We start from the raw sequence: 21,115 nt of genomic DNA on the forward strand, positions 1-21,115 counted from the left end.
TGCCGGGTTTCCAATGATGTCGTTCTACCCAGACATCGAGGGGCCGCGCGTGATCGCCATCGCAGATCGCTTCCCGCAGGGGACGGACAGAGGTTGGGCGGGCGGATCCGATGCTGTGCACGAACCGGGCAACGGCGCGGCGTTTCGCAGTCGAGGCATCGCCAAAGCCGAACACTCCTGCGCAGGCCCGACACTCGTGGACATCGCGCTCGGCACCTTCATCGACAACTTCGAACAGGGGGTGGCGGTGACAGACCCCTCCGCGCGGGTCCATTTCCTGAATCGCGCCGGGCACGCCCTGGTCCGCGCCGGGCTTCTGCGTCTCGAAGGCGGCCATCTGCGCGGCCCGTCACCCAGCCAAGGCGTCACCCTTCGCAGCGTCATCGCGGGATGTGCTGCCGGCGGCGGGAGATCGGCCCGCCTCGTGAGCGAGCACGGCGTGCTCCTCGTCGCCGCGTGTGCGATCCCCGCGCCGGTCGGCTCGATCGCCACATCGACCGTGCTCCTGCGCTTCACCGATCCGGCCTCGGTTCGGCCCCCGGACACGTCTGTCCTGCAGAGCCAGTTCGGCTTGACGCCCGCCGAGGCAGCTCTGGCTGCCGATGTCCTGGCCGGGCACGACCTGGCCACCAGCGCGGTGCGCCGGGGCATTAAACCGAACACGGCGAAGGTCCACCTCCGGCACATCTTCGAGAAGACCGGCACGCGCCGACAGGCGGAACTGATGCGGCTGCTCCTGCTTTGCCCGCAACCGATCGCCGCCAGGCAAGACTTATCGCCTGACTGATTTCAATATTTTTGGCCCTTAATTCGAATGGGTGATGTCGATATCAACCGAAATAGTAATGATGATCAAGGTCGCAGTTTGACCAAACAGCACGTCTTTGCTCGTATGGAGTATAGACCATGATCTTTTCATATCTGACATCCGCTCGGAAAGCGCGCACGGCGGCGCGCAACTATCGGATCCTGTCGGCACTCGACGACGCCATGCTCTGCGACATCGGCCTGGATCGGCGCACGCTGCGCATGTTCTGCGACAACGGATGCACGTTCACGGCCGCATCCGCGGGTCAAACCGGCAGAGCGTCGGCGGGTCTGTCGCCTCTCACGCTCCAGCCCATTTTGGGCTGAAACACAGCCTGCAACGGGTTGCCGCCGGCAATCGGCATCCCCGTCGGCGATATCGCGGCGGCATCGTGGGCGGGCATCCACCGAAGCGATGTGTCCCTGCGCGCGTCGGCCCCCAAAATCGAACGGCGCGGCATGGAGAGCCGCTCCCGGTCGCCATGCGGCACGGCACACGACATAGCCGTCTTCCGGGGTGAGGCGCGGGTTCCCGCTCCGGTCCGGATGAGGTGCCCCGAGGCATCCGCTGAGCGCGACGGTGCGCCGATCAGCTGTCCGCTGCGCGTCGGAAAAGCGCGTCGGCGTTCCTGGACCGACAAGTCGTCGGCTCTCCGCGGCACGTCGAACGTGCCGGTCTGCGGACGCAACACAGCCTTCGCAACGCGCGGACGGATCGGTGCCCGATCCGCTACCGCCCCGCGCCCTTGCCGGACGGATCCTTGCCCGCCGGCGCATCGTCCGTGGCCGTGTCGGTGGTGCAGGAGACACCCTGGATCGCGGCGTTCGCGGCCGGGCGCTGGCTCGGCAGGCCGGCGATCACGCGCACCACCACAAAGCCACGCGTATCCGGCGCGACGATCCGCACGTCGCGGCTCGGATCGTTCTCGTCGTCGTCGGCCAGCGCCTCGTCGTACTGAGCACGGGTGAGGATTACGAGGTCGAGGGCGCCGCGCACTGCCGCCTGATCGGTCACCGCGTAGAAGGCACCGCGCCGGGCATGGGCGGCGAGCGACAGGGACAGCGCCCCGGTCCGCGCCGAGACGCGCATCGGCCCGTCGGCCAGATCGTAGGCACAGACGCCCACAGCCACGGCGGGATCCGGAATCGGCAGCCACGCCTCGGGCGGGGAGGGGTCGTCGCCCGTCGCCACCGTGTAGATCGGCTGCGGATGGTCCAGGTTCTCGCTGGCCCGGGCGCGCGAGACGGCATCCTTCTCCGACAGGACGGGGATGGCCAGCACCGCCGCGACATGGACGATCCCGGCCAGCACGAGACCGACCAGCGTGGCGTAGACGACGCGCAGGCTCACGATGCGCATCCCAGGCGGGTGATGGCCGGCACCGAGGACCGGTCGAGGGATCCGGCGCTGGCGGCGGCCGGCGTGTCGTAGAGGCGCAGCGCCAGCCGCACCGGCCCGCTCGCCCGGGGGCTCGGAAGCCAGTTGCCCGGCTGAACATCGGGCGCGAGCACCACGGCGAACCGGCCTTCGGCCGATCGGAGGACCTCGGTGGAGGTGAAGCCCTCGCGTAGCGTCGGTCGGCCGGGTTCCCGGGACCCACGGCCGGCCACCGTGATGGTCCAGGCCCGGGCCGGGGGCGTCCCGCCGCCGATCCGATAGGTGCAGGCGGCATCGAGCGCCTGGCCGGCATCGTCCGCAGCCGCCGTCAGAAGCAGGCCCTCACCCACCGCGAGGGGGATCTCGCCCCGGCGCGCGTTGACCGCGCGGGTGTAGGGATCGGCATTCGCTGCACCGGCCCGGGGCCAGGCAGTCCAGGCACCGACCTGCACGCCGCCGAAGGGGTAACCGCCACTGGTCGCCCAGTCGGCGCTGGCGAGACCGAGCGCGCCGCCGAGCGCCAAAGCGTAGACGGCGAGCCCGGTCACCGAACTCTTCCGCCACAGGCGCCGGATGAAGCGGATCACGCCGCCACGCGGGGCCTGCCCGGATGCGGCCGCGTGGCCGCCGGACACCGGAATCGCGTCCCTCATGCGCTCACCGGACCTCGACGAAGCCGCCGGGCGCACGGCTGCCCTCGGCCATCGCCCGCGCCCTGTCGAGGGGGCCGGCCGAGGCGCGGTCGTCGGGCTTGCGGGCGCCCTTCTGGGCGTCGCCTGCGCCGGCGGGCACACGCTCGACCGTGCGGAACAGCCCGTTCAGGCCGTTGATCACCTCGAAGGAGCGGCGCGAAAGCTTGCCGTAGGCGCTGGCATTGGGATCGATCGGCGCGGTGGGACCACCGGAGGCCTGCTGCTGGGCGGCACGGGGGCTTTCCTTCAGCCCCGGCAGGGGCTTGATCTCGATACCCTGGTGGGCCGGCTCCATCACGTCGTGCCAGGTCTGGGCCGGGAGCGAGCCGCCGGTCAGCTTGTTGGTCGAGGTGTGGTCGTCGTTGCCGAACCAGACGGCGCCGACGTAATTGCCGGTGTAGCCCACGAACCACGCGTCCCGGTAGGCGTTCGTGGTGCCGGACTTGCCCGCGACCTTCACGCCCTCGAGCTGCGCCCGCTTGCCGGTGCCCTCCTCGACCACTTTGTTCAGCATGAAGTTCATGTCGGCCACGACCTGGGGCGCGAGCACCCGCTCGGGTGCCTCGTCGGCGTGGCGGTAGATCACCTCGCCGGAGGAGTTCTTCACCTCCATGGCGGCGTAGGGCTTTGCGCGGAAGCCGCCATTGGCGAACACCGCGTAGCCCGCGGCTTGGTCGATCACCGTCACCTCGTCCGAGCCGATCGGCATCGAGACCGTATCGATCAGGTTCGAGGTGATGCCCATCTTGTGGGCGAGGTCGATGATCTTGGTGCGGCCGGCCTTGGCGGCCTTGGCTTCGTGGGTGATGCCCATCCCCTTGCCGAGCGCGATCGAGATCTTGATCGGGATCGTGTTGATCGACTTCGCCACCGCGAGCCACATCGGCACGCGGCCGGCATAGGAGCGGCCGTAGTTCTGCGGGCACCAGTTGCCGATGCAGACCGGGCTGTCGACCACCACCGTTTCGGGCTTGAACAGGCCCGAATTGAGCGCGGCCGAGTAGACGTAGGGCTTGAACGACGAGCCGGGCTGGCGCAGCGCGTCGGTGGCGCGGTTGAACTGGCTCTCGCCGTAATCGGCGCCGCCCACCATGGCGCGCAGAGCGCCATCAGGATCGAGGATCACCATGGCGGCCTCGTCGACATCCATGGCGTCGCCGGACTTGCGCAGGGTGTCGGCCACCACCTCGTCGGCCCGCTTCTGGATCGCGAGGTCGAGCGGCGTCTTCACCGTCAGCACGCGGTCGTTGCGCAGCTTGCCGGCGTCGGCCATGCCCTTGATCTCGCCGAAGGCCCAGTCGAGGTAGTAGTCGGCTGTGATGTCGCGGGTTCGGGTGACCGGCGTCGCCGGGTTGCGCAAAGCCGTCTGGATCTGCCCCTCGGTGACGAAGCCCGCCTCCACCATGTTGTGCAGCACGTCCGCCGCCCGGGCGCGGGCGGCGGGCAGGTTGACGTGCGGCGCGTACTTGGTCGGCGCCTTGAACAGGCCCGCCAGCATGGCGGCCTCGGCGAGGCTGATGTCCTTGAGCGGCTTGCCGAAATAGTAATCCGCCGCCGCCACGGCGCCGAAAGTGCCGCCGCCCATATAGGCGCGGTCGAGGTAGAGCTTCAGGATCTCGTTCTTGGTGAGATGACTCTCCAGCCAAAGTGCGAGGAAGGCCTCGTTGATCTTGCGCTCGAGGGAACGCTCGTTCGTCAAAAAAAGATTCTTGGCGAGCTGCTGGGTGATGGACGAGCCGCCCTGCGTGCCGTTGCCGCCCTTCGAGTTGTTGACCAGCGCCCGCAGGGTGCCGATCGGGTCGATGCCCCAGTGCTCGTAGAAGCGCCGATCCTCGGTCGAGACCAGCGCCTTGATCATGATGTCGGGAAACTCGTCGAGCTTGAGCGAGTCGTCGTGCTTGATGCCGCGCCGACCGACCTCGGTGCCGTAGCGGTCGAGGAAGGTGACCGCGAGATCCTGCTGCTTCAGCCAGTTCTCGCTGGTGAGCTGGAAGGCAGGCTGCGCGAACGCCAGCATCAGCACGGCGCCGCCGGTGCCGATGGTGACGCCCTCGCTGGTGAGATCCAGCACGGCGCGCTTCCAGCCGCGCACGGCGAAGCGGCCCATGACCCGCCTGAAGCGCTCATAGGCTTCGCCAGTCGACCGGCCGCTGTCGTACAGGCTGGCGTTGACCCAGGCGTCGAAGGCGAGGGCGGCCCGTTCCAGGCGAACCTTGATCTCGGTGAGCGTCGGCAGGCGCACGATGTCGAACCCGGCTTGTCGAGCGCCTCTGCGGCGGGGCGTGGAGCGTCTGAACCGCAGACACGGGAGCTGCGGCCGGGCCACCGCACGGCATCCTCCTCCATAGCAGGATCCGGAACCGCGGGCGAGGCTCTGCGCAGTCTCGCGAATCGCCGCGGACGCGCTTGGGCATAACGCGCGGGGACCTGACCCAATCGCAGGATTGCGGCCACGCTTGCTCCGCCGCCCCGGCTCGGGCAGAGAGACGCCCTTCCGATCGAGAGACCACATCGATGCCCAAGCCCGAGGCGGTGCGCCACGGGGCGGCCGAGCCGTTCTGGCGCACCAAGACGCTCGAAGCCATGACCCCAGCCGAGTGGGAGAGCCTGTGCGACGGCTGTGGCCGGTGCTGCCTCCTGAAGCTCGAGGATGAGGACACGGGCGAGGTCCACCACACCGATATCGGCTGCACGCTGCTCGACGGTCTGACCTGCCGGTGCCGCGACTATGTCCGCCGCCAGAAGCGGGTGCCCGATTGCGTCCGGCTGACGCCCGAGGCGGTGCGGGCCATCGCTTGGCTGCCGCAGACCTGTGCCTACCGCCTCTTGCGGGACGGGGAGCCGCTCTATCCCTGGCACCCGCTGATCTCGGGTCGGGCCGCGAGCGTACACGAGGCCGGCATCTCGGTGCGCGGCCGTCTGTCCGGCAACGAGGAGGAGTTTTCGGAAGAGGAATACCCGGACCGGATCGTGGACTGGCCGGCACTCGATCCGCAGGCGGGCTGAAAAGTCCTGGATTCGAAAGGTCGAGACCTTTCGCGGGTCCAGGGCAGAGCCCGGGAATCCGTCAGGACTTCGCCCTGACAACCCACCAAAGGGCTGAAGCCCTTCGGAAACCCGGGATCCCGGATCAGACAGGCTCCGTGCGCGATGACGGGGCGAGCAGCCGTCCCCCGGCCAGGCCGTTCACCGCGATCACGATGGCGACCGCCGCCGCATGCATCAGGAGATCCGTCGCGGTGGCGTCATGCGGGTGGACCGGCATCAGCAGAGCCGCCGCAGCCGCCGACACGGCGAGGCCGCCGAGCGCCGCCGTCAGGTTCGGCCGCAGCGGGCAGGCGCGGCGCAGCATCGTCACGATCAGCACCGACAGCGGCACCGAGGCGCAGATCAGGAAGCTGAAGCAGTCCGCGACCGTATGGGCCCCCGGGAGGTCGGTTCCGGGGGCGATCCACTCCCGCAGGCAGCCCAACCCGCTGGCACCGATCCAGAGGGCGAGGGGCGGCAGCGGCAGCAGCGCCCACCGGCCCGAGCGGCCCGGAACGCTCGTGGCGAAGGCCGCGTAGGCCGCGGTGATCGCCGTCAGCACGGCGCCGATGGCCGCCAGGGCGAGATCCGGCACGTGCATGCGCAGCATGAAGCCCGTCATGCCGGCCTCGGCCACCAGCAGCAGCCCGGCCAGCAGCGCCGCGCCGAGCCACACAGCCGTGCGGATCCCCGGCGCCGGCAGCGGCCGGACCGGCTCCAGCTCGCCGGCCAGTGCCTCGACGAGCCGGTCGTGACGGGTGGCTTCGCAGCCGGCACGCTCAGCCATCACTCCGCCTCCCGCGTCAGGCTGGTCCGGAGCGCCTTCAGCGCCCGATGCAGATTGACCTTCAATGCGCCCTTGCTGCGGCCGGTGAGCGCCGCGGCCTCGTCGAGCGACAACTCGCGCAGGCCGAGCTGCTCGACCGCCTGCCGCTGCCCATCGGGCAGGGACGCCACCGCGCGGGCGAGCGCTGCGGCACGGTCCCGCGCCTCGAGGCTCTGGCCGGGCGCCGGGCCGGGATCGACCTCGGCCTCGTAGGCGAGGGGATCGTTGACCTCCCGGGGGCGGCGGCCCGACCGGCGCAGCCGATCGATCGCCCGCCGCTGCGTGATGGCCCGCAGCCAGGGCATGAACGGACGGGCGGGATCGTAGCTCGCCCGCGCCCGGTGGACGGTCATCAGCGTGTCCTGCACGACGTCGTCCACCGCCTCGCCGCGGACGCCCTGCGACCGGGCGATCGCCGAGACGACGGGCAGGCAGGCCTTCAGCAGCGCGCGATAGGCAGCGGCATCGCCGCGTTGCGCCGACGCCATCAGACCCGCGAGTTCCTCTTCGAGCACCATCCGGGCCCCGCCGCCGTTCCGCCCCCTGGCTCGTGCCGCATCTTGCCCGGCCTCGGAGCCCGGCGCCAGCGACCAGCCGCACGTTGCGAGCCCGGCCTGCACGGCGAGGATCATCGCAGCGCCTCCCGCTGCACCCCATCCTGATCGAGGCGGGCGGCAGCGAGGATGCGCCCGTCCTCCGCCTGGAGCAGAGCGGCCGCCGCCTCGCCCTCCGGACGCGCCGCCGCGAAGGTCGCAGCGCCCCCGGACCAGCGGCCGAGATCGCGGATCGCGCGGACGACGTTGGCCTGCTCCAGGGTGCGCCCTGCATTCTCGCCGCGCAGTACCCGGGTGGTGTGGCTCGGATCGAACCCGACCAGCACCACCTTCGCGGCGCCGTTCCCGGTGCCGACCCGTACGACCAGTTGATCGCCTTCGCGGGTCAGAGCCAGCGGGATGCCGGGTCCGGCCGCCCGGGCCCGCGCGATGGCGCCGCGCACAGCCGCCTCGTCGGATCCGACGAGGCCGACCGTTCCGTCGATCACGGCCTGCGGCGTGTAGGTGGGCCCGCCGAGCCGGGCCGCATAGGCCTCCTGCCGCGCGGTCGCGGCCGGCAGCGCGTAGGGGTCACGCCAATTCAGATGGTTCCAGTAGGTGACGTGGAACGCCAGCGGCAGGATTGCGGCGCCTTCATGCGCGAGGCGCCCGATCAGCGCCTCTGCGGGCGGGCAGGAGGAGCAGCTCTGCGAGGTGAAGAGCTCGACGACGACGGGGCGTTCTGCGGCCGCGGCCGGGCCGAGGGCGGCACCGAGGAGGGCGAGGGCGATCGAGACGACAGGGCGCATGGACGAGATTCCTGCGCGCCGGTGGATCGATCCGGCGCACCTTTCCCTTCGCCCCGCGGCGGCGGCGGTTACCCCGGGTCCGACCCGTCGAGTTCGAACGCGTCCACGTCGCGCAGCAGCGCCACGAAGGCTTCAGCCCCATGCGCCAGGGCCGCGCGCCCGGCCTCCGCAGTGCCGAGGCGCGCGTCGCCGATGGCGCCGGAAGGATGAAGGTCGCCCGCCTTCCAGGCGAAGGCCGCGGGTCGGCCGGCACGCAGATGGGTGAAATCGCGGACCATCGCGCGCGTCCGCGGCGGGAAATCGGCGATCCGGTCGGTCCGCACGAGGTCCGGCCGCAGCGCCAGCATCAACGCGGTCTCGACCCCGCCGGCATGGATGCCGTGGGCGATCTCACCGGCCGGAAACAGGCCCTCCGGGTAGCCGAACCGCGCCCAGGCGGTCGTCACCGCCACCATCCTGTGCCGGGCGCGCAGCTCGGCCGCCGCGAGATCGATGATCGCGCTGTTGCCGCCGTGGCTCGAAACCATCACGAGCTTGCGACAGCCAGCCCGGTGGAGGGCGGTGCCGATCCCCGTCCAGGCGGCCAGCGCCGTCCCGGTGTCCAGCGAGAGCGTGCCCGGAAAGGCATCGTGCTCGTCGGACTTGCCGATCGCCTGCACGGGCAAAATCAGCACGTCGAGATCAGCCGGTGCGCACGCGCACACGCCAGCGAGGTAGCCCTCCGCGATGATCGTATCGGTCGCGAGCGGCAGATGCGGGCCGTGCTGCTCGATGGCGGCCACCGGCAGCACCGCAATGGCACGCCGCATGTCGCGGCTCGCCAGGTCATCCGTGGTGAAGTCGGACCAGAGCCGCGCCGCCATGCCTGCCGGGACCTCCGCCTGCGCCGGGCGGCGACAGGTCACCGGCCCCTCTAGACGGTGCGGGGCCGGCGAGTCGACAGGCCGCCGAGTGAATCGACTCAGCCGAACAGCGCGTCGATATCGTCCTGGGACGGCACGGCTCCGTCGGCCTGGGGGCCGTTGAGCATCAGATCCTCGGCCCGGGCCCGGCGGGTACGCTCGGCCGGGTCCGTGGACGCGGTGTCGCGCGCCTTCACGGCGCCTACGAACCGGGCCAGGCGCTGCTCGAACAGCCGCAGCGATTCGACGACCTTGGCGATCCGCTGCCCGGTGATGTCCTGGAACGCGCAGGCCTCGAAGATCGTGTTGATGCGCTCTTCGACCGCCTCGCGGTAGCCCGGCCCGTCGGGCAGGCCGAGCATGGCTTCGGCGGCTTCCATGATCGTGTTGGTGGCGCCGGCCGTCGCCACGACGACGCTGCCGAGCTCCTCGTGCGCCATGGGGATCCGATCGCGACTCATCTCGTTCGCGCGGAGGGCCCCGATCTCCTCGCGGAGATGGGAGATGTACTCGGCGATCTCGCTCAACTCGGCGATGACGGCCTGCGGTTCCCGGAACCGCACTTCGGACTGCCGGGGGACGGCTAACGACATGCTGTTCTCCTGAGATCGGCCTCCGTCCGGACCATCCGCGCCGTGTACGGGCGTCTTCCGAAGGATCGGGGAGCCGGGCGGACGGCGCGGGGCGCGTGTCATCGATCTCAATCAGCTGCCGCAGACGGCTTCGATCTTCGATTTCAGGGTGGCGGCGTTGAACGGCTTGACGATGTAGTTGTTCACGCCGGCCTTCTTGGCGGCGATGACGTTCTCGGTCTTCGATTCGGCCGTCACCATGATGAACGGCGTCGTGCGAAGATTTTCGTCGGCGCGCACGTGCCGGAGCAGCTCGTACCCCGTCATCGGCTCCATGTTCCAGTCCGAGATCACAAGGCCGTACTTGCGGTCCTTGAGACGGGCCAGTGCCTCGGTACCGTCAGAAGCGTCATCAACCTCTTCGAAGCCGAGCTGCTTCAGAAGATTTCGAATAATGCGGACCATCGTCTGATAATCGTCGACAACGAGGATCGGCATGCTCAAGTCGAGAGCCATCGAACCACTACTCCGTAATTGCCCGGCGGGAGGCCGCGGCGGCTCCCGGAAAGATTAACGCTTCGCTATGGCTGCAATTTAGCTGCGCCGCACGTGATTTTGAATAGGGCCTGCGCATTGCGAAGCCGTTAATTGCAGCCGGCGGCGCATGGCATACCAAAGTGTTGCACCGCGGCATCCGCCCCTCGCTTGACCCTCCGGGCGCCTTTCGGCAGGGTCCGGTCGCGTCGGCCCCATGCGGGCATGACCTGCGATCCGAACCCGACCTTTCGCGTATCCGACCCCGACACAATGGCCTCAGGCGACGAGACGGCGGCGCGGTCCTTCACCATCGGCCGTCCTGACGCGCCGGTTCCGCCGGACCTTGCGGGGGCCGTGGCGGCGATCGGCAATTTCGACGGCGTCCATCTCGGCCATCGCGTCCTCGTGGAGAGCGTGCGGGCGGCGGCTCGGGACGCCGGCCGGCCGGCCGTCGTGCTGACCTTCGAGCCGCATCCGCGGGCCTATTTCACCCCCGACGCGCCGATGTTCCGCCTCACCAGCCTGGCCGCCAAGGAGGTCGTGTTCGCGCGCCTCGGGCTCGACGGGCTGATCGTGCGCCGGTTCGACGGGGCGCTTGCCGCCACGGGGGCGCACGCCTTCGTGATCGACTTCCTGAAGGGATCGCTCGGCCTGTCCGGCGTGGTGGTCGGCCACGATTTTCATTTCGGCCGTGGCCGTGAGGGCACACCCGCGGTCCTGGCCGATCTGTGCCGGGAGGCGGGCCTGAGCTGCCGCATCGTGGCGCCGGTCGCCCTCGGCGACGAGGCAGACCCGGTCTCATCGAGCGCGATCCGCGCGGCGCTCGCCGCGGGGGACATCGCCCGGGCCAACGCCCTGCTGGGCTACCGCTGGTTCGTGCTGGGCCCCGTCCGCCACGGCGACAAGCGCGGCCGGCAGCTCGGCTTCCCCACCGCCAACGTGATGGTGCCCGATTGCGGTCTCGCGCATGGGATCTACGCGGTGCGGGTGCGCATGGCATCGGGCCGGTTCCGCGATGGTGTCGCTAGCTACGGCCGCCGCCCGACCTTCGACGATGGGGCGCCGCTCCTCGAGACCTACCTGTTCGATTTCTCCGGCGATCTCTACGGCCAGGAGATCGCCGTGGAGTTTGTGGGCTATATCCGCGGGGAGGAGCGGTTCGCCAGCGCCGAGGCGCTGGTCGAACGGATGCACATCGACGCCGACGCGGCGCGATCCCTGCTGGCGCGCGATGCAACCCGGTCGATGCTGGACTGAGGTCCCGGGGGGATCGCCGGCCGCGCCGATCGTGTAGAAAGGCGGCATCAAGCAGGAGGCGGACGTGCTGGGTCGTTACGAGCGCGCGAACAACGGCGAAGCGGTGGTCGAGTACGGCGACGGCACCATGCGGGTGATCAAGCCCGGCAGCTTCGTGCGTTGCGCGGTGACCGGCGAGCCGATTCCCCTCGATGGGTTGCGCTACTGGAGTGCGCTGCGCCAGGAAGCCTATTCCTCCCCCGAGGCGATCCTGAAGCGGTTGAAGGAGACCGGCCGGCCCTGATCGTCAGGGAGCGGCGTCGAGCACCTGTTGCAGTTGGCGGCGCACAGCGTCCGGATCGTCGAACACGAGGCGCACGCGCAGCACCCGCACCCGGGCCACGAAGGAAGCGGGCAGGCGCACGGCGTCCTTTTCGGTCGTGACAAGCTCGGCATCGAGTCGCCGCGCCGCCTCGAGCAGGGCGGCCAGTTCGCCGTCCCGATAGGCATGGTGATCCGGGAAGGCGCGCTGCGCGGCGAGCGTGGCCCCTGTCTCAACCAGGGTGGCGAAGAATTTTTCCGGGCGCCCGATGCCCGCGAAGGCGAGGCAGCGCCGGCCTGCCCAATCGTCCGTCTCCCGGACGAGGCGTGCCCGGTGGACCGGAACGCCCCGGTCCGCGGCGGCCCGGGCGATGGTGTCGCCCGGCGCCCCCTCACCGATGACGATCAAGCCGCCGACATGGGGCCATTGCCGGGCGAGTGGCGCCCGCAGCGGCCCCGCCGGAACGGGCAGGCCGTTGCCCACGCCGACGGGCGCATCCACGACCACGAGGCTGAGATCCTTCACGAGCGACGGGTTCTGCAGCCCGTCATCCATCACGATGGCGTCGGCACCCAGTCGCCGGCACAGGGCGGCTCCTCCCGGCCGATCGCGCGCGACGATCGTCGGCGCCCGGCGGGCGAGCAGCAACGGCTCGTCGCCGACCTCCCCGGCGCTGTGCCGGCGCGGATCGACCTGCATCGGACCGGCCGTCCGGCCGCCATGGCCGCGGGACAGGAAGGCGGGCGCACGCCCGAGTTCGGCGAGCAGGGCCGCGACGGTGAGCGCGGCGGGCGTCTTGCCTGCCCCACCGAGCGTGAAGTTGCCCAGGCACAGGACAGGACAGCCCGCCCGCACGCCCGTCCGATCCATGCGCCGGGCCACCAGCGCCCCGTAGGCTGCCCCCGCGGGTGCCAGGACGCGCGCCAACGGATGATCCGGTCCGGAAGCCCAGAATCCGGGAGGCCGCATCAGGCCCGCGCGAGCGGGCGCACGCGACCGCCCCGGTCGAGGCGTTGCAGCTTCATTTGTGCGACGAACGGGTCGAGCACCGCGAGCGTGCGGGCCACCGCTCCCTCGAAGGGCTGAAGGGCGCGCTGTCCCGCCTGCGCCATGGTGGCGAGCCGGGCCTGATTCCCCAGGAGCTCGCCCGCAACCGCGGCCAGTTCGACGCCGTCCTGCACCGCAACGGCCCCGCCGGCCCGATCGAGCGCTTGGTAGACCATGCCGAAATTCTCGACATGCGGTCCATGCAGCACCGCCGTGCCGAGACGCACCGGCTCGATCGGGTTCTGGCCGCCCCGGCTCACCAGCGAGCCACCCAGGAACCCCAGGGGAGCGAGGCGGTAGAACAGGCCCAGCTCGCCGATCGTGTCGGCGACGTAGACGTCCACGGATGGATGGGGGCGCCCACCGGCGGAGCGCCGGGCGCTCCGCAGCCCCAGGGCTGCTGCGCACTCGACGACCTCCGCGCCCCGGGACGGATGCCGCGGGGCAATGAGCGTGAGGAGTTGGGGGAAGCGCTCCTTCAACAAGGCGTGCGCGTACGCGATGGTGGAATCCTCGCCCGCATGTGTGCTGGCCGCGATCCAGATCGGCCGTGCGGCCACCATGGACCCCAGATACGCGAGTTGCTGCGGGTCGACCGGGGGCACCGACGCATCGAATTTCAGGTTGCCGGAAATGCTCACCCGCGGCGCGCCGAGCTGGGCGAAGCGGGCCGCATCGTCCTGGGTCTGGCTGAGGCAGATCGCGATCCGCGACAGGAGTGCCTTGGCGGTGCGCGGGCAACGCTCCCAACCGCGGAACGAGCGTTCCGACATGCGGCCGTTGACCAGGATCAGCGGGATCTCGCGCTCATCGAGCGCCAGAATCATGTTGGGCCAGATCTCCGATTCAGCGACGACCGCGAGGTTCGGCTGCCAGTGATCGAGGAAGCGCGCCATCCAGCGCGGCGCGTCGAGGGGCATGTACTGATGGACGGCGCCGACCGGCAGGCGGGCGCCGATCAGGTCGGCGGCCGCGCGGGTGCCCGTGGTGACCAGAACCGAGAACCCGCGGGCGATCATGCCTTCCACGAGGCCGATCAGCGACAGGGCCTCGCCGACGCTGGCGCCGTGCATCCACACCAGGGGACCGACCGGGCGGGCCCGCCCGGGCAGGCCGCGCCGCTCGGGGAGACGCAGCGGATCCTCCTTGCCGCGCTGCGCCCGCCACGCGAGGAGCCCGGACAGGGCCGGCTCGCCGACCCACAGGCCGACCCGGTAGGCCCGCAGCGGCAGGGTCACGGAGGGACGCCTCATGCGGCGTCTCCCACCGGCGCGGCGGCCTCGACCGAGGGCGCATCGCGGTAGAGCGCCGCCCGGTCGGCGCGCCCGACCAGGGTGTAGGCGCGGGCATGGACCCGGTTCATCTCGGCCTCGACGAAGCGGCGGAGCGTCTCGAAGGCTTCGCCCGCGCTGTCGCGCGGCACATAGATCGGATCGCCCAGCACGATCGCGCCGCGCCCGAACGGCAGGCCCAGACAGGCGCGATCCCAGGACTTGAAGCGCAGATGCCGGCTCGTCACGACGGCCGCCGGGATGATGGGCCGGCCCGAGAGGCGGGCCAGCGTCAGGATGCCGGCGTCGCACCGGCGCGAGACCTTCGGCACGTCCGCGCTGAACGCCACGGACTCGCCGTCCTTGAGCGCCCGCAGCATGGCCCGCAGCCCTTCGGCCCCACCCTTGGCGCGCGCATCCGTGGCCCGATTCCGGCCGCGGGCGCCCGAGGCCCGCATCACCCGGACGCCGAGTCGCTCCAGCGCGATGGTGTTGATGTTGCCGTCCGTGTTGCGCGAGATGATCGTGGCGACCCTGTCGTGGGACCGGCGCATCAGGGGCATCATGATGTGCTGGCCGTGCCACATGCCGGCGATCATCGGCGTGTGCGCGTCGATCCAGGCATTGGCCTGCCCGGCCGACGCGCCGCCGGCCTGGACCACGAAAGGGTTGGTCCGCTGCACCAGCCGCAGGTAGGCCGCCGCGAAGCGGCCGAGCAGGCGCTGCACGCCGGGCTGACGAAGGAAACGTTTGCCGAGGCTCATGTCACGCCTGGGGTGGCCGGAGCGCCACCCGATCAGTTCCGGATCGGAATCGACAGCGCATGCTCTAGCCCCCGCGCATCAGACGAAACAATCGGCCCAGATCACAACCTGCGCGCGAAGCGCCGGCTAAGCTGCTGCCCCGGGGTGACGCGGATGCTCCTGCGGCACGGCGAAAACACGGCGAGCCGGCTTGTTTAGATTTATTCCAGACTATAGATTGGAATCGATCTAGAAAAGGAGAGCCGCTATGGCCGCCGTCCTCGAAAGCTCCGCGGCGCTGGCTGCAGAAGCCCGCCGCGCCTTCGTCCTGCGTTACGTGCAACCCGGCCTCGCCGGTCTGATCGATGGCTCGGTCTCGACGCTGGCGCCGATCTTCGCGGCGGCCTTCGCCACGGGTCACAACCACGCGACGTTCCTGGTGGGCCTCGCGGCCTCGGTCGGGGCAGGGATCAGCATGGGCTTCACCGAGGCCCTGTCGGACGACGGCAGCATCACCGGCCGCGGCGACCCCTGGATCCGTGGCCTCGTCTGCGGCGCGATGACGACGCTCGGCGGCCTCGGCCACACGCTGCCCTACGCGATCCCCGACACCCTGCCGGCCGGCTGGCCGAATCCCTTCTGGCTTGCCACGAGCCTCGCGGTAGTGGTCGTCATCGTGGAGCTCGTGGCGATCGCGGCGATCCGCACCCGCTACATGGCCACGCCGTTCCCGCGCGCAGCCCTGCAGGTCATGCTCGGCGGCGCCCTGGTTCTGGCCGTGGGGATGCTGATCGGCAGCGCGTGACAGGTGCCGCTTGACGGCGGCGCCCGCGCCCGCGATGCGAGGGTCGCTCCTCGGCCGCTCCCGGGCCGTCCCGCGCGTGATTCCCGGCGTTGACCTTCCGCCTCGTCCACCTCAGCGATCCGCATGTCGGCCCCCTGGGCCGGGTGCGTCTGCATCAGCTCATCGGCAAGCGGGCCACCGGCTACGCCAATTGGCGGCGCGGCCGGTCGCGCAGCCACGACATGACCGTACTGGAGAGGCTGGTCGCCGATCTGAAAGGGCAGGGGGCCGGGCACGTCGCCTGCACGGGCGACCTGTGCAACATCGGCCTGCCGAGCGAGTGGGCGACGGCGCGCACCTTCCTCGAGGCGTTGGGCTCACCGGATGCGGTGAGCTTCGTGCCGGGCAATCACGACGCCTACGTCCGCGGCTCCCTGGAGGGGCTGCTCGAAGCCTGTGGCGCCTACACGGGCGACGATTCCGGATCCGTCGGCCGCTTCCCGTATCTGCGGCGGCGCGGGCCGCTTGCCCTGGTCGGCCTGTCGAGCGCGATCCCGACGAAACCCTTCGTGGCTACGGGACGCCTGGGCGCGCCGCAGCTGGCGGCCGCTGAATCCCTGCTCCGGGCGCTCGCCACCGAGCCGGGCCGTCCATTCCGGGTCGTGATGATCCATCACCCGCCGCAGCCGGGCGGCGCAACGGCGGGCCGCGAATTGCTCGACGCGGCGGCCTTCACGGCGATGATCGGACGCGCGGGTGCGGACCTGATCCTGCACGGCCACAACCACGTGACCAGCACCGCCCGCATCCCGGGCCCCGACGGGCGCGGCGTGCCGGTCGTGGGTGCGTCCTCAGCGTCGGCCCGGCCCGATGGGCATGGGGCCGTCGCGGCGCGCCGGGCCTCTTACATCGTGTACGAAGTCGCCCAGGCGGGAGACGGCTACGCGCTCGCGGCCCGGCGCCGCGGACTGGGCGCCGAGGGCACGATGTGCGACCTCGGGCCCGTTGATGTGGCCTGAGCCGATCAGACGACGGCTGCGAGCTTCTGCCCGGTCAGGCTAGCCTCGTAGCGCTCGGCCTGGAGCCGTGTCAGGCCGCAGATCAGGGCCAATGTACCGCGATACACGGTGTACGTGCCGTCATGCGTCGGCTTGACGCGAATCACCTCTGCCATGGGTCTTGTCCTGTGTTGGAGGTTACTTGCCGTGGACCGAGGAGATCGTCCCTCCCTCGTGAATGATTCTGTTGAACGCGCGGACACTGAGCACGTTATCGATCAGACCCCTCGTGGCAAGGGTCGGATACGGACGAATGCTTAGGTATTTCTGCTGCGGCGCGGCAAATCCTTGTACGGACTGACGATCCCGGGCTGCGCAAAAAAGCGGCGGCTGGCCTGCATATTGAATGCAACTATGCGACGCCGCCCAGCGACGCGAATCAGGGGCGGATTTTGGCCCCTTGGGGCGCGCGAGAGGAATTTCGATGCAGCTTTGGCGTCTGACGGCGACCGACCTGTCGGCTTTGATTCGGACCGGTCAGGTCTCGGCCCGAGAGGTCGCGCAGGCGGCCCTGGACCGGCTCGACACCGTCAACCGCCGGATCAACGCCGTGGTCGAGCATCGCCCGGAGGAAGTGCTGGCGCAGGCGGATGCGATCGACGCCGCCCGCGGCCGCGGCGAGGCCCTTGGGCCGCTGGCGGGCGTGCCCGTGACCGTGAAGGTGAACGCCGACCAGCGCGGCTTCGCGACCACCAACGGGCTACGGCTCCAACGCGATCTCATGGCCGGGGACGACAATCCCGTGGTCGCCAATCTCCGCAGGGCCGGCGCGGTGCTGCTCGGGCGGACGAACACGCCAGCCTTCTCGCTGCGCTGGTTCACCACCAACCAGCTCCACGGCGACACCAAGAACCCGCGCGATCCGGCTCTGACGCCGGGCGGCTCGTCGGGCGGGGCCGGCGCCGCGGTGGCGGCCGGGATCGGGGCGATCGCCCACGGCACCGACATCGCCGGCTCGGTGCGCTACCCGGCCTATGCCTGCGGGGTGCACGGCCTGCGCCCGAGCCTCGGCCGCATCCCGGCCTGGAACCCGTCTTCCCCCGAGCGCGGGATCGGACCGCAGCTCATGGCCGTATCGGGGCCGCTGGCCCGCAGCATCGCGGATGTGCGCCTCGGCCTGGAAGCCATGGCGGCGCCCGATCCGCGCGATCCCTGGTGGGTGCCGGCGCCGCTCGTGGGCCCGGAAGTCCCGCGCCGGGTCGCCCTGTGCGTGCGGCCGGGCGGTCTCGCCACCGTGCCGGAGGTCGAGAACGCCCTGCGGGATTCGGCCCGCCGACTGTCGGAAGCCGGCTGGACGGTCACCGAGATCGCCGACACGCCGCCGATCCGTGAGGCGAGCGAGCTGCAGCTGCAGCTCTGGCTGGGCGACGGCTACGCGGCTGTCCGTGAAGCGGCCGAGCGCGAGGGTGACCCGGCGGCGATCGGCCTCCTAGCGAGCTTCCGGGCGCGGGCCGAGGCGATGCCACCGGACGCGATCGCCCGGGCGCTGACGCGTCGCCTCACGCTCGTCCGGGACTGGTCGCTGTTCCTGGCCGAGAACCCGGTGCTGCTCGTGCCGGTCTCGGCCGAGCTGCCGTTCCCGGACGGGCTCGACCGGACGGAGGCCGGCGTCGCCCGGGCCTTCGAGGCGAACCTCCTTCAGGTCGGGCTGGCGCCGCTCGGGATCCCGGCGCTGACGGTGACCACCGGCCTCGTCGGGCGCACGCCCGTGGGCGTGCAGCTCGTGGCCGCCCGCTACCGGGAGGACCTGTGCCTCGCGGCCGGTGCCGCGATCGAGGCGGCCGGGGTACCGGAGATGCCGGTCGATCCGGCCTGAGACCCCTTCGACCTGGGTTTCCAAAGGGCTGAGCCCTTTGGCGGGTTCTCAGGGCAGAACCCTGAGATGGTCTCCAGGGCTCTGCCCTGGACCCGCGCAAGGTCTCGACCTTTCGAAACCACGACTCACGCAGCCCCGAGGCTCGCCAGCAGCGCCGCGAACAGCCGTGCCCGCTGCGGCAGCGTCTCGATCAGCACGTGCTCCTCCAAGGTGTGATAGCCCTGACCGAGGGGACCGAGCCCGTCCAGCGTCGGAATGCCGTTGGCGCCCGTGAAATTGCCGTCCGAGCCGCCGCCGGCGCTGCGGTGGGGCAGAGAATGGCCGAGCGTCTCGCTCAAGCCCCGCGCCGTCTCGTAGAGGGCCATGCAGCCGGCATCGGGCTCCCAGACCGGCCGGGTCACGCCGCGGGTCACGGTGAAGCGGACGCCGTCCTCTTCCCCCGCCAGAGCCAGCATCCGCGTGACGCCGTGGTCGAGATCGGCCTGTCGCTTGGCCATGCTGAGCGCTTGGCCGCGGCAGAGCGTCGGCACGCAATTGACCCATTGCCCGCCCGAGACGATGCCGGTGGAGAAGGTGCAATCGGCATCCGACAGGGCATCGATCGCGAGGATCTTGCGCGCCATGGCGCGGATCGCCGAGCGCCCCTCGTGGGGCGAGGCACCCGCATGACTTGGGCGGCCGGTCGCCTCCAGGTCGAACCGCGCGATGGCGTAGCGGCCCGTGACCACGCCATTCTCCGGCTGGCCGGGCTCGGGCACCAGCACGAAGGCGTGGCGGGCGGCCTCGGCCTCGATCAGGTCGCGGGTCGAGGGGCTGCCGATCTCCTCGTCGCCGGTGAACAGCACGGTGATCGGCAGCGGCGTCTCGATCCCGGCCGCCGCGAGCGCACGGATCGCCGCCAGCGCGATCACGTTGCCGCCCTTCATGTCCAGGATGCCCGGTCCGTAGGCGCGATCACCCGCGATCCGCCAGGGCAGGGCGCCGAGCGTCCCCACCGGGTGGACAGTGTCGAGATGACCGAGGATCAGGATCCCCGGTTCGTCCCGGCGCGGATGCGCGAAGCGCGCGCGGACGCAATCGCTCAGGCCCATCCGCCCCGGGATCGTCTCGACCCGCGCGCCCAGGAGGGCGAGGTCCCGGGCGGCCACACCCATCATCCGGTTGACCGCGGCCGCGTCATAGGTCGGGCTCTCGCATTCGACCCAGGGGCGCAACGTCGCGAGGATCTCACCCGCGTCGAGGTGCAGGTCCGGGATCATCGGGCGGCCTCCGCGGCGAAGGGGTCGGCGACTCGGGGCCAGTAGCGGCCCGAGCGCTTCGTGTAGGGGATCGCGCCGTAATCCGGCGGGACCGCCCCGGGCGCCGCCACGTAGCGAACCGCGCTCGCGATGGGCGCGAAGGCGGCATAGAAATGCTGCATCGACTTCACCACGACGATCCGCTTGTCGTCGAGGCTGAGCCCGAGCCCCGTGAAGGCGTCCGGCGCGAAGGCCTGCTGGCGCTTGTGGGTCAGCACCACGTGGAGCCTGTCGGCCTCGACCCAGGCGGCGGGGCCGAGATGGGCCCGGCCGCCACTCAGCCCGGTCTGGCTGTGGTCCTCGGAGAGGCCGCGCACGGTGACGCGCAGGTCCACGGGATCGCCCGAGGTCACGCCGCACTTGCCGCCGATCCGGAGCGTGAAGCGCGCCCCGAGCCCGGCCTCGTGACAGATCCCGACCGCGCCGGGATCCCAGATCAGGCCGAGGGCCACGTCCCGCACCCCGCGCTCGGCCAAGCGCGCAAGGATCGCGGTGTTGTCCGAGGGCGCGCCCGCGCCGGCATTGTCGGCGAAATCGGCGAGCACCGTCGGGCGCGGGTCGTCGGAAGCCAGCGCCGCATCGATGGCCGCATCGATCGTGTCGCAGCGGCTCGCCGCCTCCTGGCGCATCGCCCAGACGGCGGCGGCGAGTTCGTTGGCCAGCGCCTGCGCCTTGCCGGGATCGCCGTCGGCGACCACGAGTATCTTTGCGCCGACATCGGCCACGTCGCCCCACGGGAAGCCGTGCCCGAAGGACACCGACAGGATGCCGTCCCGCCCCTCGAGCGTTTCCATCCGGCGCACGAAGCCCGCGACCGGCTCGCGGCTGGTGCGCCACATGTTGATGATCCGGCAATCGGCATAGGCCATCACCGGCCGGATCTCTTTTGCGACCGACCGCATCACGAGCGGATAGAGATCGCGGGCGCGGTCGACGATATCGGTGTGGGGGTATTCCTTGTAGATCACGATGAGGTCGGCGCTCTGCCGCATCGTCTCGGTCAGGTGGCAGTGCAGGTCGAGCTCGACGCCGATCACCGCGTCCGGCCCCACGATGGCGCGGACACGCTCCAGGGTGTCGCCCTCGCAATCGTCATAACCCTCGGCCACCATGGCGCCGTGCATGAACAGCAGCACCGCATCGACCGGCAGCGCGGCCTTGAGGTCGTCCAGCAGGGCGTCGCGCAGCTCCTCATAGACGGCCCGGAGCGTGATCCCGCCGGGCTGCGCGAAGGTCGAGAGGCTCTCGACGACCGTATGGCCGTCGGCCTCGGCCAGTTCGCGCCACGCCTTGAGGCCGATATTGCTGAGACTCGGCGGGTTCCGGGTGCCGTCCCGGCGGGCATAGTCGGCGTGGAAGGCCGCGCGGCCCGTCGGCAGCGGCGCGAAGGTGTTGGTCTCGGTGGCGAGGCCCGCGATGAAGATCTTCAAGGTTCCGTCCCACTCCGTCCCGGCCGC

At 70.7% G+C, this 21,115-nt stretch carries 22 protein-coding genes and 1 pseudogene; 8 read left to right on the forward strand and 15 right to left on the reverse strand.

The features are described 5' to 3' along the window. Positions 1 to 13: 13 nt before the first annotated feature. Positions 14 to 787, forward strand: coding sequence for a helix-turn-helix transcriptional regulator (locus MKK63_RS21720; protein ID WP_244005503.1), 774 nt, complete (start codon positions 14 to 16; stop codon positions 785 to 787). Positions 788 to 906: 119 nt separating this feature from the next. Beyond that, a complete protein-coding gene (locus MKK63_RS21725; RefSeq protein WP_244005504.1) occupies positions 907 to 1,134 on the forward strand; it encodes a DUF1127 domain-containing protein in 228 nt (75 codons plus the stop codon). A 403-nt stretch (positions 1,135 to 1,537) separates the two neighbouring features. On the opposite strand, the gene MKK63_RS21730 is transcribed toward MKK63_RS21725, so the two are convergent. The 3 genes from MKK63_RS21730 to MKK63_RS21740 are packed head-to-tail and all read right to left on the reverse strand — an operon-like array spanning position 1,538 to position 5,119. Further along, a complete protein-coding gene (locus MKK63_RS21730; protein WP_244005505.1) occupies positions 1,538 to 2,167 on the reverse strand; it encodes a hypothetical protein in 630 nt (209 codons plus the stop codon). Next, the gene (locus tag MKK63_RS21735; RefSeq protein ID WP_244005506.1) at positions 2,155 to 2,838 is read right to left on the reverse strand and encodes a DUF1214 domain-containing protein; all 684 of its coding nucleotides are present in this window, start codon (positions 2,836 to 2,838) and stop codon (positions 2,155 to 2,157) included. Before MKK63_RS21735 ends, MKK63_RS21730 begins: the two co-directional genes overlap by 13 nt. Before the next feature lie 4 nt (positions 2,839 to 2,842). Then, positions 2,843 to 5,119 (reverse strand): transglycosylase domain-containing protein, encoded by a 2,277-nt coding sequence (locus MKK63_RS21740; protein ID WP_244005507.1) that lies wholly within the window; start codon positions 5,117 to 5,119, stop codon positions 2,843 to 2,845. A 272-nt stretch (positions 5,120 to 5,391) separates the two neighbouring features. On the opposite strand from MKK63_RS21740, the gene MKK63_RS21745 reads away from it, so the two are divergent. After that, the gene (locus MKK63_RS21745) at positions 5,392 to 5,883 is read left to right on the forward strand and encodes a YcgN family cysteine cluster protein (RefSeq protein WP_244005508.1); all 492 of its coding nucleotides are present in this window, start codon (positions 5,392 to 5,394) and stop codon (positions 5,881 to 5,883) included. A gap of 124 nt (positions 5,884 to 6,007) precedes the next feature. Here the strand turns inward: MKK63_RS21745 and MKK63_RS21750 are convergent, their stop codons facing one another. The 6 genes from MKK63_RS21750 to MKK63_RS21775 all read right to left on the reverse strand — a co-directional run bounded on the left by MKK63_RS21750 (position 6,008) and on the right by MKK63_RS21775 (position 10,062). Beyond that, positions 6,008 to 6,691, reverse strand: a complete 684-nt coding sequence (locus tag MKK63_RS21750) for an NrsF family protein (protein WP_244005509.1) — start codon at positions 6,689 to 6,691, stop codon at positions 6,008 to 6,010. After that, the gene (locus MKK63_RS21755; RefSeq protein ID WP_409564541.1) at positions 6,691 to 7,248 is read right to left on the reverse strand and encodes a sigma-70 family RNA polymerase sigma factor; all 558 of its coding nucleotides are present in this window, start codon (positions 7,246 to 7,248) and stop codon (positions 6,691 to 6,693) included. The genes MKK63_RS21750 and MKK63_RS21755 overlap by 1 nt, the downstream gene beginning before the upstream one ends. A 110-nt stretch (positions 7,249 to 7,358) precedes the next feature. Further along, complete coding sequence (locus tag MKK63_RS21760; protein ID WP_244005512.1) at positions 7,359 to 8,072, reverse strand: DUF1223 domain-containing protein; 714 nt, start codon at positions 8,070 to 8,072, stop codon at positions 7,359 to 7,361. Positions 8,073 to 8,140: 68 nt separating this feature from the next. Continuing rightward, a complete protein-coding gene (locus MKK63_RS21765; RefSeq protein WP_244005604.1) occupies positions 8,141 to 8,935 on the reverse strand; it encodes a creatininase family protein in 795 nt (264 codons plus the stop codon). Between the two features lie 98 nt (positions 8,936 to 9,033). Next, positions 9,034 to 9,567 (reverse strand): protein phosphatase CheZ, encoded by a 534-nt coding sequence (locus tag MKK63_RS21770; RefSeq protein WP_244005514.1) that lies wholly within the window; start codon positions 9,565 to 9,567, stop codon positions 9,034 to 9,036. A 111-nt stretch (positions 9,568 to 9,678) separates the two neighbouring features. Beyond that, positions 9,679 to 10,062 carry a response regulator gene (locus MKK63_RS21775; protein ID WP_091719055.1) on the reverse strand — a complete coding sequence of 128 codons (384 nt, stop codon included), beginning with the start codon at positions 10,060 to 10,062 and terminating at the stop codon, positions 9,679 to 9,681. 291 nt (positions 10,063 to 10,353) lie between these two features. On the opposite strand from MKK63_RS21775, the gene MKK63_RS21780 reads away from it, so the two are divergent. Together MKK63_RS21780 and MKK63_RS21785 are read left to right on the forward strand one after the other, a co-directional pair. After that, complete coding sequence (locus tag MKK63_RS21780) at positions 10,354 to 11,340, forward strand: bifunctional riboflavin kinase/FAD synthetase (RefSeq protein WP_244005516.1); 987 nt, start codon at positions 10,354 to 10,356, stop codon at positions 11,338 to 11,340. 64 nt (positions 11,341 to 11,404) lie between these two features. Beyond that, positions 11,405 to 11,623 carry a DUF2093 domain-containing protein gene (locus MKK63_RS21785; protein WP_244005518.1) on the forward strand — a complete coding sequence of 73 codons (219 nt, stop codon included), beginning with the start codon at positions 11,405 to 11,407 and terminating at the stop codon, positions 11,621 to 11,623. A gap of 3 nt (positions 11,624 to 11,626) precedes the next feature. Here the strand turns inward: MKK63_RS21785 and lpxK are convergent, their stop codons facing one another. Genes lpxK through MKK63_RS21800 form a run of 3 tightly spaced genes read right to left on the reverse strand, consistent with a single transcriptional unit; the run spans position 11,627 to position 14,723 of the window. Continuing rightward, positions 11,627 to 12,610: a tetraacyldisaccharide 4'-kinase gene (lpxK, locus tag MKK63_RS21790; RefSeq protein WP_244005520.1), complete on the reverse strand. Its 984-nt coding sequence runs from the start codon at positions 12,608 to 12,610 to the stop codon at positions 11,627 to 11,629. Next, positions 12,610 to 13,941, reverse strand: coding sequence for a 3-deoxy-D-manno-octulosonic acid transferase (locus tag MKK63_RS21795; RefSeq protein WP_244005523.1), 1,332 nt, complete (start codon positions 13,939 to 13,941; stop codon positions 12,610 to 12,612). Before MKK63_RS21795 ends, lpxK begins: the two co-directional genes overlap by 1 nt. Next, positions 13,938 to 14,723 carry a lysophospholipid acyltransferase family protein gene (locus MKK63_RS21800; RefSeq protein ID WP_244005525.1) on the reverse strand — a complete coding sequence of 262 codons (786 nt, stop codon included), beginning with the start codon at positions 14,721 to 14,723 and terminating at the stop codon, positions 13,938 to 13,940. Before MKK63_RS21800 ends, MKK63_RS21795 begins: the two co-directional genes overlap by 4 nt. 292 nt (positions 14,724 to 15,015) lie before the next feature. Between MKK63_RS21800 and MKK63_RS21805 the strand changes: the two are divergent. Beyond that, positions 15,016 to 15,507: pseudogene (locus tag MKK63_RS21805) on the forward strand (VIT family protein); the annotation flags it as partial. 89 nt (positions 15,508 to 15,596) lie between these two features. Next, positions 15,597 to 16,505 carry a metallophosphoesterase family protein gene (locus tag MKK63_RS21810; RefSeq protein ID WP_244005526.1) on the forward strand — a complete coding sequence of 303 codons (909 nt, stop codon included), beginning with the start codon at positions 15,597 to 15,599 and terminating at the stop codon, positions 16,503 to 16,505. Between the two features lie 5 nt (positions 16,506 to 16,510). Here MKK63_RS21810 and MKK63_RS21815 read toward each other — a convergent pair whose 3' ends face one another. Further along, positions 16,511 to 16,660: a hypothetical protein gene (locus MKK63_RS21815; protein ID WP_244005528.1), complete on the reverse strand. Its 150-nt coding sequence runs from the start codon at positions 16,658 to 16,660 to the stop codon at positions 16,511 to 16,513. A 308-nt stretch (positions 16,661 to 16,968) separates the two neighbouring features. Here MKK63_RS21815 and MKK63_RS21820 point away from each other — a divergent pair, with 308 nt between their 5' ends. Next, on the forward strand, positions 16,969 to 18,360 hold the full coding sequence (locus tag MKK63_RS21820) for an amidase family protein (RefSeq protein WP_244005530.1): 1,392 nt from the start codon (positions 16,969 to 16,971) through the stop codon (positions 18,358 to 18,360). 125 nt (positions 18,361 to 18,485) lie between these two features. Here the strand turns inward: MKK63_RS21820 and MKK63_RS21825 are convergent, their stop codons facing one another. Together MKK63_RS21825 and MKK63_RS21830 are read right to left on the reverse strand one after the other, a co-directional pair. After that, positions 18,486 to 19,619, reverse strand: coding sequence for a M20/M25/M40 family metallo-hydrolase (locus tag MKK63_RS21825; RefSeq protein ID WP_244005531.1), 1,134 nt, complete (start codon positions 19,617 to 19,619; stop codon positions 18,486 to 18,488). Beyond that, complete coding sequence (locus MKK63_RS21830) at positions 19,616 to 21,088, reverse strand: M81 family metallopeptidase (RefSeq protein ID WP_244005534.1); 1,473 nt, start codon at positions 21,086 to 21,088, stop codon at positions 19,616 to 19,618. Before MKK63_RS21830 ends, MKK63_RS21825 begins: the two co-directional genes overlap by 4 nt. Between the last annotated feature and the right edge of the window lie 27 nt (positions 21,089 to 21,115).

Origin of the sequence: Methylobacterium sp. J-088, from assembly GCF_022829295.1 — a bacterium.
Taxonomy (GTDB): domain Bacteria; phylum Pseudomonadota; class Alphaproteobacteria; order Rhizobiales; family Beijerinckiaceae; genus Methylobacterium.

Bases quoted from the DNA above. Each gene is read 5' to 3' on its own strand.
- MKK63_RS21720 (WP_244005503.1), top strand. From the start codon at position 14: ATGATGTCGTTCTACCCAGACATCGAGGGGCCGCGCGTGATCGCCATC.
- MKK63_RS21725 (WP_244005504.1), top strand. From the start codon at position 907: ATGATCTTTTCATATCTGACATCCGCTCGGAAAGCGCGCACGGCGGCG.
- MKK63_RS21765 (WP_244005604.1), bottom strand. From the start codon at position 8,935: ATGGCGGCGCGGCTCTGGTCCGACTTCACCACGGATGACCTGGCGAGC.
- MKK63_RS21815 (WP_244005528.1), bottom strand. From the start codon at position 16,660: ATGGCAGAGGTGATTCGCGTCAAGCCGACGCATGACGGCACGTACACC.
- MKK63_RS21750 (WP_244005509.1), bottom strand. From the start codon at position 6,691: ATGGCTGAGCGTGCCGGCTGCGAAGCCACCCGTCACGACCGGCTCGTC.
- MKK63_RS21730 (WP_244005505.1), bottom strand. From the start codon at position 2,167: ATGCGCATCGTGAGCCTGCGCGTCGTCTACGCCACGCTGGTCGGTCTC.
- MKK63_RS21745 (WP_244005508.1), top strand. From the start codon at position 5,392: ATGCCCAAGCCCGAGGCGGTGCGCCACGGGGCGGCCGAGCCGTTCTGG.
- MKK63_RS21735 (WP_244005506.1), bottom strand. From the start codon at position 2,838: ATGAGGGACGCGATTCCGGTGTCCGGCGGCCACGCGGCCGCATCCGGG.
- MKK63_RS21795 (WP_244005523.1), bottom strand. From the start codon at position 13,941: ATGAGGCGTCCCTCCGTGACCCTGCCGCTGCGGGCCTACCGGGTCGGC.
- MKK63_RS21800 (WP_244005525.1), bottom strand. From the start codon at position 14,723: ATGAGCCTCGGCAAACGTTTCCTTCGTCAGCCCGGCGTGCAGCGCCTG.
- MKK63_RS21755 (WP_409564541.1), bottom strand. From the start codon at position 7,248: ATGGTGCTCGAAGAGGAACTCGCGGGTCTGATGGCGTCGGCGCAACGC.
- lpxK (WP_244005520.1), bottom strand. From the start codon at position 12,610: ATGCGGCCTCCCGGATTCTGGGCTTCCGGACCGGATCATCCGTTGGCG.
- MKK63_RS21820 (WP_244005530.1), top strand. From the start codon at position 16,969: ATGCAGCTTTGGCGTCTGACGGCGACCGACCTGTCGGCTTTGATTCGG.
- MKK63_RS21775 (WP_091719055.1), bottom strand. From the start codon at position 10,062: ATGGCTCTCGACTTGAGCATGCCGATCCTCGTTGTCGACGATTATCAG.
- MKK63_RS21760 (WP_244005512.1), bottom strand. From the start codon at position 8,072: ATGCGCCCTGTCGTCTCGATCGCCCTCGCCCTCCTCGGTGCCGCCCTC.
- MKK63_RS21825 (WP_244005531.1), bottom strand. From the start codon at position 19,619: ATGATCCCGGACCTGCACCTCGACGCGGGTGAGATCCTCGCGACGTTG.
- MKK63_RS21770 (WP_244005514.1), bottom strand. From the start codon at position 9,567: ATGTCGTTAGCCGTCCCCCGGCAGTCCGAAGTGCGGTTCCGGGAACCG.
- MKK63_RS21780 (WP_244005516.1), top strand. From the start codon at position 10,354: ATGGCCTCAGGCGACGAGACGGCGGCGCGGTCCTTCACCATCGGCCGT.